The sequence below is a fragment of the Leptospira langatensis genome, assembly GCF_004770615.1.
Classification (GTDB): Bacteria; Spirochaetota; Leptospiria; order Leptospirales; family Leptospiraceae; genus Leptospira_B; species Leptospira_B langatensis.
The window spans coordinates 88,721-106,283 of sequence record NZ_RQER01000011.1; the positions used below are offsets into that span (position 1 = coordinate 88,721).

Consider the following 17,563-nt stretch of genomic DNA (forward strand, 5'->3'; position numbering starts at 1 on the left):
GCATACTCGATAAAGAACGGTTGTAGGAATAAATTTGACAACGGTTCTCACACTATTATAACTTGCGAATTCCATAAAAAAATTCAGGTTTTTGCATGAAGCATATCCTCCGTAGCGTAGGGGTCATCGCTATATTGGCCATAATTTCTTTACAAGAGGTGTCAGCACAAGATGTGCTCTCCGGTTGTGAGAAACCTCCAGAAAGAAAAGATCTTCCGTTTTACGTAAGCCCGAAAAGACAACTATGTAAGAAAGATTTAGAAAAGAAGAAAGAAGGTTGGTTCCCAACAGGACTTCCTCTCTTGAACTCGGATCCGAATACTGGTGTCGGTTACGGCGTTCGCGTATTCGCGTACAATAACGGAACGAAGGACGATCCTTTCTTCGAATATACTCCGTATAAATTCCGGATCTATGCTCAGTATTTCAATACTACTAAGCATCGTCAGTACCAAGATATCGCATTCGACGCTCCCTATGTATTCGGCACCCAGTGGCGTTTACGCGGGGAAGGTGTGTATGACGCGAACCCGAACACCTTATTCTTCGGGATAGGGGAGTCTTCTCTTCATACATTGAGCTACCAAGATAGAGACCAGAACGGTGGACAGGTATATACGAACGCTACTTTTGCGGATCAGCAAAAGAACTTAGCTTATACCAGACCGGGTGGTCCTGGAGATCCGGTGGCCTTGGGGAATAATGGAGGAGTCTATAGTGGATTCCAATCCCAGCCGGGTTTCAATACCACAAACGCATTATACAATCGTTATAATATCATTTCTCCGACCGCAAATTTGAGCGGGGAAAGAGCGTATGTAGGTGGAACTGTTCGTCTAGTTGCCGGTATGAGATTGTCTCAAAACATTATCCGTACCTTCGACGGAACACAAGTGCCAGGAACAGATCCGTTACTCGGCGGACTTCCGGTAAATTCCAGCGGAATGGCGTTTAACGGTACTACCAAACTTACGGAAGACCAAAACGCAGGAAAGATCCTGGGGTATCACGGTGGAACTGTGAACACTCTCCGTTTGGGACTCGTGTATGATACTCGAGATCTGGAGCCGGATCCGAACCAAGGGGTCTTCTTAGAGGCCACTTACGAAAAATCCGCTAAGACATTCGGATCGAATTACGATTATTCCAAGTATTTCGCCCAGGGAAAATTCTTCTGGAGTCCGTTCCCGAAAGTGTTTGATAAGTTAGTCGTTGCGGGCCGTGGCGGTTTCTCATTGACCGATGGGGACGCTCCCTTCTTCGAATACAGGAATATGTGGGGAACGGAAGGGGTGATCTCCGGTTTAGGAGGAAGAACCACATTAAGAGGTTATAAACAAGACAGATTCGTGGGTCGCGCCATGGGCTGGGGTAATATCGAACTTCGTTGGAGGTTCGCTCAGTTCTCGGTACTCGGCCAGCACTTTGCCTTGAACTTGGTTCCTTTCTTCGACTTTGGTAGGGTTTGGGATGATGAGCATAGAGTAGGACTGAAAGGCTATAAGTACTCTAAGGGTGCCGGTTTGCGTATCGCATGGAACCAGACCACAATCATCATCTTGGACTACGCTGTTTCTCGAGAAGATAAACAGTTATTCATCAACTTTAACCACGCGTTCTAAGGATAGGGAAATGAGAATATTCAATTTTATTAAATTAATCGTCTTTTTGTCCTTTGCGCTGCTTAGTTTCGTAGGTTGCGAAGAGAAAATAGATCATAGTCGTTATGGATTAGCGTCAGAAGATACAAGCCAACTGATCGCAGGAGCGGCCTTCTTCGAGAATTTCACTGTGAACGGGGATGGTACAACTACAGATAGCATCAGTGGTTTGACCTGGAAGACTTGCACACAAGGCCAAACGTTCAGCGGAACAGCGAGCCATTATGACTGCCAAGGTTCAGCGGGAAGTGTAACGAACCCCGGAACATACGGAGCGAAACAACTCCAATACTGCAGTGTGAATTTGGAGTCCTGCAATACGTTAGGAATTCCGCAGACATTAACTGCCGGCAGTGGTGCAAGCTCGGAAGCATACGATTCTTGTGCGAGTGATGGGACGGCTGGAGGCGGCTGGAGAGTAGCTAATTTCTTAGAGCTAAAGTATCTGAGCTCGAATAGCCGGAACTTCATGATCTTGAAATTCCCGAATACGATAGACGACTATTATTGGTCATCTACAGCGAACGAGCAGGATGCAAGCGGGAAGACAGCGAGAGCCGTGTCCTTCTCCCTTAGTAATTTTGGGGATGACGAGAGTTTTACTAAGATCACCCGTTACTTCGTTCGTTGCGTAAGATAGAAAATATCGAATCGAAAGTGGGCCACTGCGATCTGCGTTGGCCTGCTTTTCTGTATTGCGATCTATCGAAAGAACGGAACAATTACAGATTTATTGTGATCATTCCGTTCAGAGAAGCGTTTTAAAAACTCCACAAATCAGATCACTGATCAGGATCGTTGCAGTAGAAACTCGATCCTGATCTTTCTCTCCTTTACTGGATCATAAGATCCAAAACATTTTCGGCGAAATTCCTATATCGATTTTAGAATTACTTGATGCATTTTGAAGAATCCTTCTCTTCTTCTATAAGCGTATCTCACGAATTGCGTTAGATACTTCTTTATTTTACTTATAACTCACTTATATTTTGGGTTCTCGGCTGATTTACGGATCCGTAATCATTAAGAAAAACTAAATTTCGATGCTTTGTGATGGAACTAAGGCACTATCTACAAGGTCTCATCAACTTTTTAATTCGGAATTTTCAATTGACATAAGCGGAAGCTAAACTAATAACGAAGAACTTAAAATCTTATGTCGGAGGACGCATGAGGATTAGAGGATTTCATTCGTTGGTATTGGCTACTTGCTTTGCCATAACCATAGCGGGAATCGAACTGAAAGCCCAAGAAGGACCTCCTACGCCAGGCTGTGCCAAGCCGGCTCCTAGAACGAATTTACCGTTCCCAATGGACGTTACAAAACAACTTTGTGCCAAAGATCTTGCCATAAAGAAAGAAGGTTGGTATCCAACTGGTTTACCTCTATTAAACTCCGACCCGAACGAAGGGATCGGTTATGGCGTGAGGGTTTACGCATACAATAACGGAAAGAAAGTAGATCCTCTTTTCGATTACACTCCGTATAGAACCCGTTTCTTCGCTCAATATTTTAATACGAATAAGAACGCTCAGTACCATCAGTTGAGTTTGGACATGCCCTTTATTGGGGATACTCAATGGCGCTTGAGAGGGGATGCTTTCCTGACCATTACCCCTACCACCCTTTATTTTGGGATCGGTCAGGATTCCATGAAGACACTGAATTATACGGATCGGAACCAACCGGGTGGCCAACAATATACGAACGCTACTTATAACAATCAGGCTAATAATCTAAGTTACTATAGACCGGGAGGTCCCCAAGATCCGGTCAATTTTGGTGGGAACACTTACTACGGAATTCCTAGCCAACCTGGTTTCGTGGTCACCGATAAGATGTACAATCGTTACCAGATAGCAACTCCAATGATCAACCTCAGTACGGAGAGATCCTTTTTCGGCGGAACGGTGCGTTTGGTGACAGGGTTGAAAGTTTCCGACAATATCATCAATACATTCGATGGCAAAAAGGCGATGGGTTACGATCCTCTCTTTGGAGTAGGATATGGAGCAGAAGTCCCGAACGGAAAAACCCGTTTGACCCAAGACGAAGAAGCGGGTAAGATCAAAGGATATCACGGAGGATACGTAAACTCTCTCCGCTTGGGCCTTGTGTATGATACTCGAGACTTCGAGCCGGATCCGAATAGCGGGGTCTTCTTAGAGGCCACGTATGAAAAGAACAGTAAAGCATTCGGCTCCGACTTTAATTTTCAGAAATACTTCGCTCAGGGAAAATTCTTCTGGAGTCCGTTCCCGAAGACATTCGACAAACTGGTGTTAGCTTCTCGATTCGGAGCGGGATTATCCGACGGAGACGTTCCCTTCTTCGAATATAGGAATATGTGGGGAACGGAAGGATTGATCGGAGGACTCGGAGGTCTTCGTACGATTCGAGGCTATAAGCAAGACCGATTCGTAGGTAGAATGATGGGTTGGGGTAACTTAGAGATCCGCTGGAAATTTGCTCAGACTTCTATTGGAGGAGAGCATTTTGCCTTCAACTTGGTTCCTTTCTTCGATTTTGGTAGGGTTTGGGATGATGAGCATAAGGTCGGACTGCAAGGATATAAATACTCCAGAGGGATAGGACTTCGTATCGCATGGAACCAGGCAACGATCATCATGATCGATTATGCTAAGTCGCGAGAGGACGAACAGCTATTCGTTAACTTCAGCCACGCGTTCTAAGGATAGGGAAATGAGAATATTCAATTTTATTAAATTAATCGTCTTTTTGTCCCTTGCGTTCCTTGGATTCGTAGGTTGCGAAGAGAAAATAGATCATAGTCGTTATGGATTAGCATCAGAAGATACAAGCCAACTGATCGCAGGAGCGGCCTTCTTCGAGAATTTCACTGTGAACGGGGATGGTACAACTACAGATAGCATCAGTGGTTTGACCTGGAAGACTTGCACACAAGGCCAAACGTTCAGCGGAACAGCGAGCCATTATGACTGCCAAGGTTCAGCGGGAAGTGTAACGAACCCCGGAACATACGGAGCGAAACAACTCCAATACTGCAGTGTGAATTTGGAGTCCTGCAATACGTTAGGAATTCCGCAGACATTAACTGCCGGCAGTGGTGCAAGCTCGGAAGCATACGATTCTTGTGCGAGTGATGGGACGGCTGGAGGCGGCTGGAGAGTAGCTAATTTCTTAGAGCTAAAGTATCTGAGCTCGAATAGCCGGAACTTCATGATCTTGAAATTCCCGAATACGATAGACGACTATTATTGGTCATCTACAGCGAACGAGCAGGATGCAAGCGGGAAGACAGCGAGAGCCGTGTCCTTCTCCCTTAGTAATTTTGGGGATGACGAGAGTTTTACTAAGATCACCCGTTACTTCGTTCGTTGCGTAAGATAAGAAGATCATCAATACGAGATCGATTGCTTTTAGTGGAATCGATCTCGTAGCTTGAATTGAGACTCCGTAGCCATCAATGATGGAATAAAAGCAGTGCCGAAATAGTCTATCTAGAGAGGTGCCTGCAAATCTCCGTGGACTAGATCATTGATCAAAACAGTATCATGGCGAGAAGGAGTGCGATTCTCCGGATAATCCGTAGAATAATGGAGTCCTCTGCTTTCCTGTCTTGCTAACGCAGAGCGGATGATGAGTTCTGCCACCAAAACTAAATTACGAAGTTCTAATAGAGGATTTGTGACTATAGTGCGATTATAATAGTCCCGCACTTCCGCATAGATCAGATCCATTCTGCGTTTTGCCCTTTCCAAACGAAGATTGGAGCGGACGATCCCCACATAATTCGACATTGCATTCTTGATCTCGGAAAGATCGTGGGAGATAAGCACCCATTCCTCCGTATTGACCAGGCCCTCTTTGTCCCAGGCGGGGATCTTTTCGTGTTCCGGTAAAAAAGAAGGAGGATGTGCCTTGATCTCTTCCGCAATGCGATTGGAAAATACCAAACATTCCAAAAGACTGTTAGAGGCGAGACGGTTCCCTCCGTGCACTCCAGTGCAAGCAGCTTCTCCCGCTGCGAACAAGTTCTCTATTCTAGTTTTTCCGAATAGATCCGTTGCTATTCCTCCGCACATGAAGTGGGCCGCGGGAACAACGGGGATGGGATCCGTTGTGATATCTATCCCTAGTTCCAAACATTTTGCATAGATAGAAGGAAAGGCGTGCTTGATCTCAGAAGCAGGCTTGTGGGAAATATCCAGCCAAACATGAGGATTGCCCGACTTTTTCATTTCTGCGTCGATCGCGCGTGCCACTATATCCCGGGTTGCCAGATCTCCCATAGGATGGTACTTCTTCATAAAAGGTTCTCCATCCATGGTAAGAAGTATCGCTCCGTTCCCTCTTACTGCCTCTGAGATCAGAAAGGAATCTCCCTTCTCATGATAAAGAGAAGTAGGGTGGAATTGATAGAATTCCATATTACGGATCTCTGCTCCGGCTCTATAGGCGCAGGCAACCCCGTCTCCTGTCGCGATCTTAGGATTCGTGGTATGGGAATATACCTGTCCGGAACCGCCGCTGGCAATGATCGTCTTTTTTGCCAGAACGGGAATGATCTCTCCCGTATGATTGGAAAGAACATATGCCCCAAAGCAGATCAATCCTTTCCTTTTCAGATGGTGCGGAGTGATCAGATCTACTACAGTATGATATTCTAATATACGAATATTCGGATTTTGCTTTACGACTTGCAGAAGGGTTTTTTCTATCTCGTGGCCGGTGCGATCGTGAGCATGCACGATCCTGTTTGTTCCGTGACCGCCCTCTCTATGAAGGTCGAATCCTCCCTGAGGGTCCATATTGAAGGGAACTCCGAATTCCAAGAGTTCCTTTACGAGGGCGGGGCCTTCTTCTACCAGGATCTGGACTGCTTCCGGATCACAGAGTCCTGCTCCTGATTCCAGGGTGTCCTTGATATGATCCTCGAATTTATCTCCTTGGGCGAAGACGGACGCGATCCCGCCCTGGGCATAATTCGTATTGGATTCGTAGTCGGACTTTTTGGTGACGATTACCGTCTCTCCGACGCTGGAAAGTTTTAAGGCCTGGAAAAGACCGGTAATACCGCTTCCTATGACTAAAAAATCGGTTTTGATTCTTGGCATTTTGAATAAAAGGAGCGCCCCGGTAAGACCGCTCCGGGGATCTTACTTACGTTTCGAGTTTAAAAGTGCCTCTACGTAATCGATGGAACGAATGAGCTGGTAATCCGGTTTGATCGGATCGTTCTTATGCTCATGGATGAACTTCTCTCCCTTGCCGTTCGTCTTGACCCAAGCTTCCAATTTCTTTACGTCGAAATGGCTTTTTTCTTCGGAAGCAGAAGGAAGTTCAGGCAAGTGATTCCACATATTTTCCTCTCTATAGTGGAAAGGGAAGGAGCCGTCTTCTTCTGCAGAGACGTCCACGTCCGGTTTTACTCCAACTACTTGGATCGTATTTCCGGAAGGTGAATAGTATCTGGATTGAGTTAACTTAATATAGTACGCGTTATTCCCTCTTAGCTCCTGTAACTTTTGCACAGTGGCCTTACCGAAGGATCTTTCCCCTAAGATCAATCCTCTGCCATGATGTTTGAGAGCCGATGCTACGATCTCGGAAGCGGAAGCGGACTTAGCATTGATGAGTACCGCAACAGGAAGATCGGTTAGATCTTTTTTGCCAGCATTCGAATCTTCCGGACTTCTGTTCGGGCTTTTTACCGAAACGATGAGTCCATTGGTCACGAACATATCCGCAAGATCGATGGCTAGATCCAAATAACCTCCCGGGTTATTTCTGAGATCCAATACGAGAGCTCTCAGTTTGCTTCCTTTCGCCGCAGACTGTTTTTCCAATTCCTTGAAATGTTGTACGAATTCACGATCCACAGGAGGATCCGATTTCACGAATCCGGTCAGCTTGATATATCCGATGTACGGATAATTATCGATCAGCTTGCTTGTGATATTCTTGATCTCGATGGTATCTCGAATGACTTCGATGACCAGTGTCCCGGAGACTCCTTTTCTGCGAATGGTAAGTGCTACCTTGGAGCCTTTCTTTCCTTTGATCCTTTCTACAACCTTGTCCAGGATCATTCCTTTTACGGATTTTCCATCCACTGCGAGAATCGTATCTCCCGCTCGGACCCCGGCGTTGACTGCAGGTCTTCCTTCTAAAGGATTTTCTACGATGACTTCTTTATTTCCACCGCCGCTTAGGATAGCGCCAATCCCTTCGAAACTTCCGTCTTCGATCTTAGCCATGGATTCTTCCCAGGCTGCCTTTAAGAAGACTTGGCTATGAGGATCCAAGGAGGAAAGATACCCGTTCGCTGCGGCGAGATACACGTCTTTCAACGAGAACGGTTCTTTTTCCTTATTGTCCTCTTCTCCAAACGGATCCTTGAGAGGAGGAGTGCTATAGTTCTGGATGTTTTTTTCTATATACGCAAGAATACGATCGAAGTCTTTCTTAGAGAAATTGGTCTGTTCCCATTTCGCGGTGAGAACCTTCTTTCTTACCCTTTCTCTATCGACTAGTTTCAATACTTCCTCGTTAGAGAGCTTGGGCTTATTGGATTCTTCCTTCAGCTTTCTGTCTCGGATCTTTTCGACTTCCTTATAATCCGGATCGAATAGAACGAATTTGTCCTCAGGAGAGAGCTTGAAGGTTTTACCTGGGAAGATATCGTCCGACTCTTCGTACTTTTCCCGATCGTTAAAATAACTTTCCGGGTACAGATAGAGCCCGTGAGGAAGAGAGAGTAGGGCAAAGACTGCGGCGTCCTTATAGGCGCGGTTTTTATCTATGTTTTTATCTATGTAATTTCCCTCAACGGTCTTGACTACACTGTCAAAATCTTTGAGATTGAAATCTGCCGTAGTCTTGGAGTTTCCGGAAGAAGGTTGGCAGAAGAAGATGCTCGTACATAAAACAACGGAGATAAAGGATAAAGAGAGAGATCTCATGCGTTTCAAATCGGTTCCTCTTTGTGCACGGCTGATTTTCGATCATTTTCCACTTGGAACGAGCATTGTCAATCTATTCCCCCGAAAACTAGGATGCTACATGAGTTTGGGGACAAAACCCGGTTCGTTTTTAAATTATTCTATCCTTCTATTTTTTTGCTTCTTGGGAACCTCAGGTTGCACCTCCGTCTCCGTTCCGGGTGGAGGAAGATTCGGTTCCGAACTCATCCAAGAACAAGCCATCTTGGATTTTTACGGATCGGAAGAGGAAAGAAATTCTTCCCTGCAACTTTTACGATCTACATGTAGATCTCTGAGAAAAGACAGGGGTCTCGCTTGTTATAATCTATCCGTTTTGTACGATTCTCTGGGAGACTCTGCCGCCGCTTGGGATTACGCAGTGAGGGCCAAGAACTCGGATCCGAAGGATCCTTTGTATGGAGAGCTTGCCTTCTCCGCTTCCTTAAAGATGGAAGGGCAGAATGGTACTCTGCCGGACTCCGAAGAAGCGCTGTATAAAGAAGCCTTGGACTCCTGCAAGAAAGGAAAGAAGGAAGAAGCGAACGCCTCCGTTTCCAAATTGGTAGAGTTAGGAAGTGTTTCCAAGGAATCTCTGAGCAAGGGGATCTTTGCGGAATGCGGATTGGACCCTTCCTTACTCGCCAGGGCAAAATCGAATTCGATCAAGCCTTCTTTGGAATATTATAAATCTTTGGAAAAGGATCATCCTTACAAAAAGGTATGGGATCTTTCCGGAGAATTCGGACGTACTCCGAAAGAGCCGATCTCGGCCAACAAAGCCACTCAATCCTGGAGGGAATTGAAAAAGGCTCTAGGGTCTAAGGACCAAGCGTCCGCCAAAAGACATCTGATCTCTTTTAAGGAGGGCTTGGATCTTTTAGCCAAGGAGAATGCGCAAAGCTCAGCTCTTGCTTCCAACCTGAAAAAGGCCGCCTTTTTGCTCTTGTCGGAGGATTCGAATTATTCCGCCTTTAAGGAACTCGCAAAAGAATTGGATGCAGGAAACTCCCGCTCCGCTCAAGTCGCAAAACCTTAAACTCATTCGTAGTCCAAACCTCTTCAGAAAGAAGAATTGGACATGTTGCTTTTATCCGGCTTTCGAGATCGCCTGCAAATAGACTTCTACCGCTTTTTGGATCCCGACTTCTAAAGCGTAGGACATGAGTCTGTGTCCGATCGAGACTTCTTGCAAGCCGGGCAAACTAGCAAACAGGGGCAGATTGTATTGGTCCAGATCATGACCGGCGTTAATCCCGATCTTTTCTTTTTCCAGGAATTCCGCAGCGAGACGAAAGGTCTCGAAGATCTTCTTTCCTTTTTCGGGAGACTCGTCGAAGGCATGGGCATAGGGTCCAGTATAGAATTCTACCCGATCCGCTCCTGTGGATCTCACAAGTTGCAGGTTTTCCGGATCCGTTTCCATAAAGATAGAAACTCGTATACCCGCGGCTTGGATCTTTTTGATATATTCCGTTAAGCTAGTCTTTTCCTTTTTCAGATCGAAACCGTGATCTGAAGTGATCTCTCCCGGAGTAACGGGGACTAACGTTGCTTGGTCCGGTTTTGCCTCTAAAACCAGGTCCAAAAATCTTGCAGAAGGTTCCCCTTCTATATTGTATTCTATCCGAGTTTTGTTCTTTTCATTGTACTTTTGCAGGAATACTTTTAGATCAAACACATCCTGCTTCTTGATATGCCTTTCATCTTCTCTGGGATGGACCGTGATCCCATGAGCACCGGCCTTCAGGATCAGTTCCGAAATGGCCAAAAGGTCAGGATGATTCCCTCCCCTGGAATTTCTTAAAGTAGCAACCTTGTTTACGTTCACACTCAGATGGATCATATAGAATCGCCAAATACTCGTTGTTTATTGTTCTAATGACAAAATTTGCAAAATAAGAAAATTTACCTTGGATTTTCGCATTTTGCAAATTCCTGCTTGAATCGGAATAACTGTCTTCCAGCATGGTCAATTCCGATGGCAACAGCTAAGAAAACAGCCAAAAAAAAAGCTGCACCGAAGTCTTCTGCTTCGGCCAAAAAATCGACTCCTAAGAAAAAAGTTGCACCTAAGAAGAAAGAGGTCGCTACTTCGAGCAAGTCGGCTAGCACCAAGAAGACTTCCTCAGGCTCTAAATCTTCTTCCTTAAATCCGTTAGGCAAGAAGTTCACCTGCCATACCTGCGGAACGAAATTCTACGACCTGAATAAGGAAGAAAAGATCTGTCCTAAATGCGGAGCGGATCAGAATAAACGTCCTGTAGCCAAGACCAGGACCCGTCCAAGAGTGGAAGAAGAGGAATTTCCGGAAGAAACAAACGATTTCGATGCGGAAGCAGGCTTTGAAGATGAGGATGGCATTGTAGAAGAACCTCTCGAAGAAGAGGAAGAAGAGGAAGAGGAGGAGGAATAATTCCTTCTCCAAATCCCATACTCATTCTTGCGGCTCCGACCGGAGCCGGAAAAACAGCCCTTGTTCGGGAGCTGGATCCTTCTCGTTTTGAAATCCTCTCTTTTGATTCCCGCCAGATCTATAAAGAACTCAGCATAGGAACGGCTGCTCCGACCCCGGAAGACGTCCAAAGAATTCCCCACCATCTCGTATCCTTGCTCTCTCCTGCCGAATCCGTGCATGCAGGAATGTACACTCGTCTAGCAGAAGAGGCGATAGACGGGGTCATTTCCAGAGGAAGGATCCCCGTTTTAACTGCGGGGACCGGTTTCTATCTGAACGCTTTCCTATTCGGAATGTTCCCTGTGCCAACGATCAGTGAACAGATCAAACAGAAGGTAGAGTCCCTTTCTATGGAAGAAAGGATCGAGGAACTGAAACGGCTGGATCCGAAGGCCTTGGAAAAGATCTTTCCTAACGACAATTATAGGTATGGACGGGCCTTGGAAGTGAATCTAATGGGAACCGTTTGGTCCGAATTGAAATTGGAAGAAGGGGGAGGAGCCGTCTCTTCCCGGAACCTGAAAATCCTGGGAGCGTACTTTTTGGACCTGGATCGAAAGGAATTGTACTCTCGGATCGATGCAAGAGCTAAGCAAATGATAGAGGCCGGGATGGCCGAAGAAGCTAGAAGGGTGGCGAAAGAATACGGGGAAGATTGTCCCGGCCTTCAGTCACTAGGTTATAATTTCGCGCTTGAAAATATTAAAGGAACGTCCAATCTTGAGACATTCTTTGGGAATCTAAGCCAATCCCATCGGAATTACGCCAAACGTCAGATCACTTGGTTCCGAAAGCAGAAGTTTTTGGAACCGATCCATCCGAAAGAGGCGTACGATAAGATTAAAAAAATATAAAACGGATAAAGTCTATGTCTGCTAAAAATAATATACAGGACCAACTACTCAATACGGCTAGAAAAGAAAAATTGGAATTGACCATCTATCTTTTAAACGGAGTCCCTTTAAAAGGTAAAGTAGTCAGCTTTGATAATTTCACAATCGTCTTAGAGCAAGAAAACAAACAGAGTCTTGTCTATAAGCACGCGATCTCTACGATCATTCCTTCCAAAGTAATCAAACTTTATACAGAAGAAGCGGCTAAAGAAGCTCCTTCCGCCTAAATGTTTCGAAAGGTAGGCCGGGCTCTTTTCATTCTATGTTTGTTAGCCGGGATCGGCATCGTATCGTATCCCGTTTTTCTAATACATGAAAAAGAGGCCCTGGTCGTCTGGGGAAAAGACGATCGACTGATCTCCTTTATTCGGGGACCAGGTTTTGTCTATCAGCCGGAAGCCTTACAATTCTGGGAGAAGAAGGTCACAAAGGAACCCTTAAGTTCCCTGGCCTTGGATCTGGACCTGAACTACGATCTTTCTTCCGGTTTGTTTCCGGATAAGTCGGACGAAGGCCGAATACGTGCCAAAATAGATCTTTCCTTTCATCTAGAAGGAGAGGAAGCCAAGAAATTCTTTCTATTGGGGGGAAGGTCCACTTCCGGCCAGTCAAAGTATGTCTCGGCGCTATTTCTTTCTAAGCTTAGATCGGCAATCGAAGACGATAAGAACTTAAACCTGAACAAGGATGCGATCTCTCTCTTTTTGAGAAGGGACCTTGGACCCGCTTTAAGTAAGGAGCTCGGTTGGCTGCAAGTGGAGTCTGTTCGTATCCTAAGCCTGGACGTTCCGGATCCTATACTGATCGCAAACATATTTCGTAATCCTAATTTTATACTAGCTAAAAAGCTAGAGAAAATAGAAGCCCTAAAGAGGGCGGAATTGCATTTGATACAAGAAGAAGCGAAACTCTCCGTTTCCAAAAAGAAATGGGAACAATATAAGGAATTTTTAAAGAAAAATCCGGATATGAAAGAGTTTCTTCTCTACGACAATATCGGAGAAAAGACGGAGGTGATCCTTCTTCCTTCCGATTCTATCTTTGGAGATCCCAAGACTTTGAGTAAAAAGAAACAATCCGCCCCGAAAGCCAAAGAGGTGGAATAATACATGAGCCAAGAGAAACCAGTAGTACTGATCATGGCGGGAGGAAAGGGAGAAAGATTCTGGCCTAGATCCAGGGTCTCCACTCCCAAACAACTCCAGAAAGTGTATTCTAAGAATACGCTTTTAAAAGAGACTTTGAATCGTGCATATACGATCACGAGTCCGGACAGAGTGTTCATCGGAACGAATGCTACTCTGAAAAAAGCGATCCTCGCGCAAGAGAGGAATTTTCCGGAGAACAACTTCATCATAGAACCGGAAGGAAAGAATACGGCTCCGATCATCGCGTTAGCTTCTCTTTATTTTCAAGAGAAGTTTGGGGATCCAGTGCAAGTGGTCCTTTCTGCAGATGCATGGGTGAATTCGGAGAAGGAATTCGCAAAGACCATCCAGAAGGCACTTACCGAAACCAAGGAACATCTCGTACTTTTAGGGATCAAACCCAATCGTCCGGAAGTAGGTTACGGCTATATCGCGGCAGGCAAACCGACTCAAAAAGGTTTCGAAGTGAAGTCCTTCTTCGAGAAGCCGGACGTGAAGACCGCGATGAAGTATATTAAGAAATCCAATATCTATTGGAACCCGGGGATATTTCTCTGGAGAACCAGTTTGATCCTGGAAGAGTTCTCGGCTTATTCCCCTAAGATACTCAAACCGTTAAAGGACAGATTCCCATTCAAGAAGATGGGGGATCTGGGAGAAGCGTTCAAACTTCTTCCTTCCGAACCGGTAGATATCGCCATCATGGAAAAGAGCGCACGCATCCGAATGGTAGAGGCTAGCTTCTCTTGGGATGATGTAGGCTCTTGGTTGTCCTTGGAGAGAGTCCTTCCTGGGGATTCCCAAGGGAACCGCCATATAGGTAAGGAAATTCTATTTTATAAATCCGGAAACAACGTCACTCAGACTCGAAAGGAATTCACCGCTCTGTTAGGAGTCAACGATATCGTCGTAGTCGAAGAAGAAGACGTGCTCTTTATCGCTTCTAAAGAAGGAGTAGGTGATATCAAGAGTATGGTTGCCGAGATACGTAAAAATAAAGGTTTACAAAAGTACACCGAATAATTTGCTGGCAAGTTAGGAACAGACTCAGGAGAACCGAATGCCTTCCGGTAAAAAAAGAAAGCGAAGAAAGATCGCGACTCATAAGAGGAAGAAAAAAAGAAGACAGAATCGTCATAAGAAGAAAGGCAAATAGATCCCAATTACTTGGATTCTGTTAGACCGGGAAATCGAAAGATAACCCGGTCTTTTCGCCTCAGGTTCGAGGGTCCCCTCGAAATTCCTAAAACCCCCTTCACAAGATCTAAAGCAAATTTTAAAAATGTCCGATAGGTTGGCTGTATGGCCTCCTTCCAGGATTATTCCGTTTTGAGACGATGGTGGAAACCCGAGTTTCCTCCCGCGAAAGGATATACGAAATCGTATCAATCCAAGACTCCAGACGGAGACGTCTTACAGGCGGATTTTCATTTCCACGATCGTAAGATCAGACTTACCTTAGAGGTTGCAGGCGAGAACGGTAGGATCTACGTCGCCACGATTCGGGACGGAGCCATCCTAAAGGAAACCGATCTCAGTACCGGAAGATCGTATCCTCTCTATTCCAGATTTTCCCCTTTTAGGGATCTACTTTCTTCTCTTCCGGACAAGGATGCTCTTCAGATCTTGGGCGGAGCTTATGGGGTTTCTCCGGAACCTTTGGGCGGACCAGAGAGAAGAGCTCCCAAACCCTGGGAAGTTTCCACCAAGTACGATCATATTTTTGGGATCGATAGAGGACCTTCTTACTGGGAAAGAATTTTCAGAAGAGAAAGAAAAGAGCCCTTATGGACCAGGATCCGCAGAAGATTCTGGGGAGATTTCCAAGACTATGCTTTAGGGATTATCTCCGCCTTAGGAGTCTGGTACGCGTACATGGATTTTTATTTACTCGGTTTTGCCTTGGCGGTTTTCGGTTTGCTTTTTGGCGGATTGGACTGGATACTGAGGAAACGCGATCCGCTGTTCTCTAAGGTACTATTATTCCTGGGTTCCGGATCGTATTTTTATTATTACGGATTCACCCGTTTCTAAGGAGGGGGAATGTCCGCCGAAATAGAACACCAATACATTCTCTTCAGTTTGGGGGATGAGGAATACGCTCTTCCCATCGTGCTGGTGGACGAGATCATTAAGATCAGCAACCTGGTCAAGGTCCCTCGTTCCAAAAACTTCTTCGCAGGGATCATGGATATCCGTGGCAAGGTTGTGAAGATGGTGGACCTAGGCGTGAAGCTGAATATTCCTCATACCCATGACCAAGGTTACGATAGAGCGATCGTGGTCAAGATAGGCGGAGAATCCGTTGGCATCATAGTAGACAAGGTGGCTAACGTGGCTCTCTTTCCTCCGGAAAGTGTGAATCCTCCTCCTCCTTCTATCAAAGGGATTTCTTCCCGCTATATAACGGGTGTGGGAAAGAAAGACGATCGATTCATCATACTCATCGATATAGAGAAGATTCTAGGTTCGGAAGAACTTGCGGAGTTGGGTAGCGCGGCAAAATGAATCCTTCCCGTTTGAGCCAGGGAGTCTCGGTCCTTCTTCTTTCTTTGGTAGGATGGACCGGCACTCCTCTCCAAGCGGACGAACAAGACCAAAGGCTGGACCCTGCGGGTATCTATAGACTTCCTCACGAAGTCATTTCTCCGGCCAATCTGCAAAAACTCAGAGAATCCTTACTCAACGAAGAATCAGTAGCGGACCCGATCTCTTCCATTCGTGCGGTACTCGATCCATACTATGCTCAATTCGTAGATCCTAAACGAACAGAAGAAGAAAGAAGATTAGGTCGTATCTTTACAGAGAAAACGGACAGGAATTCTCTTAGGCTTTTGATCCTGAAAATGATGGGAAAGATCACTCAGGCAAATGTGCTGAGAGATTCTCCCATTCTCTACGAACTGCATTGGTTACTCAGTAAAGAGTATTCTAAAAAAAAACAGAACTTTAAGGCCATGGAAGAAGCGGTCACCGCTTTGAGATACAGGGACTTCGCTCATACGGAAGATTATTTTATTGAAGAAGATCGGCTCAAAGAGCTTTACGATACGAACGAAATAGATAGATCTAAGGCTCACGCTCAGGCCAAAAAGGATCTGGATCGTGCGATCGATGATCACAAAAAAGCTAAGGACAAGGTCCATCTATTAGAAGCGGCGATTGTAAGAGAAAAAGAGCTTTTATTCGACACTACTGTTCCAGCAAGAAAGGTTTCTCCGAGCGATATCTCCCAGGCCAAGCAGGATTCTAAATCCGCAGAGGATCGCTTGCGCGCGGCCGAGAACGCATACAAGGATTCGTTCGAAAAGAATTACTATCCTTATTTTAAACGCAAATCCAGAGAGGATGCGGATGCGATCTTTACATTAGCAAAATATGTTAAAGATTCGGAAAACGAGAATAAGGAAAGATTGAAGGTAGTGAACAAAGCCTCGGTAAGCGGGCAGGGGATCTTCGTTCTATTCGATTATAAGAGGAACACGGACTATTTTGCGTATGCTGCTCTCTTGGAATTGGCATTTCGTCTGGATCCGGAATATTCTCCTGTAGTTTTAGCTCTCGCAGAAGAACTTAAGGCTTCGGGCAAGAAGGGAAAGTCTTTGGACTTTTATCTGAAATACCTGGCTCTCGCTCTCAAAGAGAACAAGACTCCCGCAGAGATCGCATATGTATATAGATCCATCGCTTCTCTGCATACCGAGCTTAAGCAATATGTTCTCGCGGGAGAATATTACGAAAAATATTATCAGTCCGAACCGGATGAGAAGAAGAAGGGACTGTATGCATTTGAACTAGGTTCCTTCTTCGATACTAAGGTGGGAAATCTAGAACTCGGAAAGAAATATTATGGTGATTGGCTGAATGCAAGAGAGCAGGAAAAGGCGACTGCGGATCTTTCCTTTCCGGATTCCCAAGAAAGGATCAGAATGGAGACCTTGGCCTATCTAGGGATCTCCAGGCTGTATAGATACGAGAAGAAGCCGGCATTAGAAAGAGATGAACTCCTGAAATCTGTCCAAGCATACAATCGATTGAGAGAGAATCTGCGAGCGGAAGAAGAGAAATATTCCCAAGGGAAGAAGGAACTGCTTACGATCAAGAAGGGACTCTTGGACCGAACGAACGACCAGGACATGGCTCAGTACAGGTTGAAGAGCCTGGAGTTAGAAGAGTCCAAGGAAAAGATGGATATCATCCGAACTAAGCTAGATTCTTCTCCGGGGGCGAGGGCCATGCAGAGACTCTCTATCTTGTACGAATTTGAAAAGAATTACTCCGAGTCTAAGAAGGTGAACGAAGAGATCTTGAAGGTGGGCAACCAAACCGAGATCAATCTTGCTCTAAAGAACATAGAAAGGATCAATAAGATCCTGGAAGATGGGATCCAAAGAGATCCGTATCCTAGGGATCCTCTTGCGGGAGATACGTACTAGC

At 45.5% G+C, this 17,563-nt stretch carries 16 protein-coding genes; 13 read left to right on the forward strand and 3 right to left on the reverse strand.

Features of this window, described 5'->3' with window-relative positions; genetic code table 11:
* Window positions 1-95 precede the first annotated feature (95 nt).
* From omp85 (EHO57_RS16520) to lsa25 (EHO57_RS16535), 4 genes are all read left to right on the forward strand, one after another.
* Window positions 96-1,622 carry an Omp85 family outer membrane protein gene (gene omp85, locus EHO57_RS16520; protein WP_135641916.1) on the forward strand — a complete coding sequence of 509 codons (1,527 nt, stop codon included), beginning with the start codon at window positions 96-98 and terminating at the stop codon, window positions 1,620-1,622.
* 10 nt (window positions 1,623-1,632) lie between these two features.
* Window positions 1,633-2,301, forward strand: a complete 669-nt coding sequence (gene lsa25 / locus EHO57_RS16525; RefSeq protein ID WP_135641918.1) for a surface adhesin Lsa25 — start codon at window positions 1,633-1,635, stop codon at window positions 2,299-2,301.
* Between the two features lie 530 nt (window positions 2,302-2,831).
* A complete protein-coding gene (omp85, locus tag EHO57_RS16530; protein WP_135641920.1) occupies window positions 2,832-4,355 on the forward strand; it encodes an Omp85 family outer membrane protein in 1,524 nt (507 codons plus the stop codon).
* A gap of 10 nt (window positions 4,356-4,365) precedes the next feature.
* Window positions 4,366-5,034 (forward strand): surface adhesin Lsa25, encoded by a 669-nt coding sequence (gene lsa25, locus EHO57_RS16535; protein WP_135641922.1) that lies wholly within the window; start codon window positions 4,366-4,368, stop codon window positions 5,032-5,034.
* A 110-nt stretch (window positions 5,035-5,144) separates the two neighbouring features.
* On the opposite strand, the gene nadB is transcribed toward lsa25 (EHO57_RS16535), so the two are convergent.
* Complete coding sequence (nadB, locus tag EHO57_RS16540) at window positions 5,145-6,761, reverse strand: L-aspartate oxidase (protein ID WP_135641924.1); 1,617 nt, start codon at window positions 6,759-6,761, stop codon at window positions 5,145-5,147.
* A gap of 42 nt (window positions 6,762-6,803) precedes the next feature.
* Complete coding sequence (locus tag EHO57_RS16545) at window positions 6,804-8,609, reverse strand: S41 family peptidase (RefSeq protein ID WP_210409992.1); 1,806 nt, start codon at window positions 8,607-8,609, stop codon at window positions 6,804-6,806.
* A gap of 100 nt (window positions 8,610-8,709) precedes the next feature.
* Between EHO57_RS16545 and EHO57_RS16550 the strand changes: the two genes are divergently transcribed.
* Window positions 8,710-9,666: a hypothetical protein gene (locus EHO57_RS16550; RefSeq protein WP_246050759.1), complete on the forward strand. Its 957-nt coding sequence runs from the start codon at window positions 8,710-8,712 to the stop codon at window positions 9,664-9,666.
* A gap of 51 nt (window positions 9,667-9,717) precedes the next feature.
* Here the strand turns inward: EHO57_RS16550 and EHO57_RS16555 are convergent, their stop codons facing one another.
* Complete coding sequence (locus EHO57_RS16555; protein ID WP_135641928.1) at window positions 9,718-10,473, reverse strand: pyridoxine 5'-phosphate synthase; 756 nt, start codon at window positions 10,471-10,473, stop codon at window positions 9,718-9,720.
* 135 nt (window positions 10,474-10,608) lie between these two features.
* Here EHO57_RS16555 and EHO57_RS16560 point away from each other — a divergent pair, with 135 nt between their 5' ends.
* The 8 genes from EHO57_RS16560 (at window position 10,609) to EHO57_RS16595 (ending at window position 17,562) form a co-directional block, all read left to right on the forward strand.
* The gene (locus EHO57_RS16560; RefSeq protein ID WP_135641930.1) at window positions 10,609-11,043 is read left to right on the forward strand and encodes a TIGR02300 family protein; all 435 of its coding nucleotides are present in this window, start codon (window positions 10,609-10,611) and stop codon (window positions 11,041-11,043) included.
* Window positions 11,043-11,939, forward strand: a complete 897-nt coding sequence (miaA, locus tag EHO57_RS16565) for a tRNA (adenosine(37)-N6)-dimethylallyltransferase MiaA (RefSeq protein WP_167882240.1) — start codon at window positions 11,043-11,045, stop codon at window positions 11,937-11,939. Before EHO57_RS16560 ends, miaA begins: the two co-directional genes overlap by 1 nt.
* Window positions 11,940-11,953: 14 nt before the next feature.
* Window positions 11,954-12,205, forward strand: coding sequence for an RNA chaperone Hfq (gene hfq / locus EHO57_RS16570; protein ID WP_008592014.1), 252 nt, complete (start codon window positions 11,954-11,956; stop codon window positions 12,203-12,205).
* Window positions 12,206-13,084: a hypothetical protein gene (locus tag EHO57_RS16575; RefSeq protein WP_135641934.1), complete on the forward strand. Its 879-nt coding sequence runs from the start codon at window positions 12,206-12,208 to the stop codon at window positions 13,082-13,084. It begins immediately after the preceding gene.
* Between the two features lie 3 nt (window positions 13,085-13,087).
* Window positions 13,088-14,149, forward strand: a complete 1,062-nt coding sequence (locus EHO57_RS16580) for a mannose-1-phosphate guanylyltransferase (protein ID WP_135641936.1) — start codon at window positions 13,088-13,090, stop codon at window positions 14,147-14,149.
* A gap of 279 nt (window positions 14,150-14,428) precedes the next feature.
* Window positions 14,429-15,160, forward strand: a complete 732-nt coding sequence (locus tag EHO57_RS16585; protein WP_135641938.1) for a hypothetical protein — start codon at window positions 14,429-14,431, stop codon at window positions 15,158-15,160.
* A gap of 9 nt (window positions 15,161-15,169) precedes the next feature.
* Window positions 15,170-15,634 (forward strand): chemotaxis protein CheW, encoded by a 465-nt coding sequence (locus EHO57_RS16590; protein WP_135641940.1) that lies wholly within the window; start codon window positions 15,170-15,172, stop codon window positions 15,632-15,634.
* Complete coding sequence (locus EHO57_RS16595) at window positions 15,631-17,562, forward strand: tetratricopeptide repeat protein (protein WP_135641942.1); 1,932 nt, start codon at window positions 15,631-15,633, stop codon at window positions 17,560-17,562. The genes EHO57_RS16590 and EHO57_RS16595 overlap by 4 nt, the downstream gene beginning before the upstream one ends.
* The last annotated feature ends 1 nt before the right edge of the window (window position 17,563 follow it).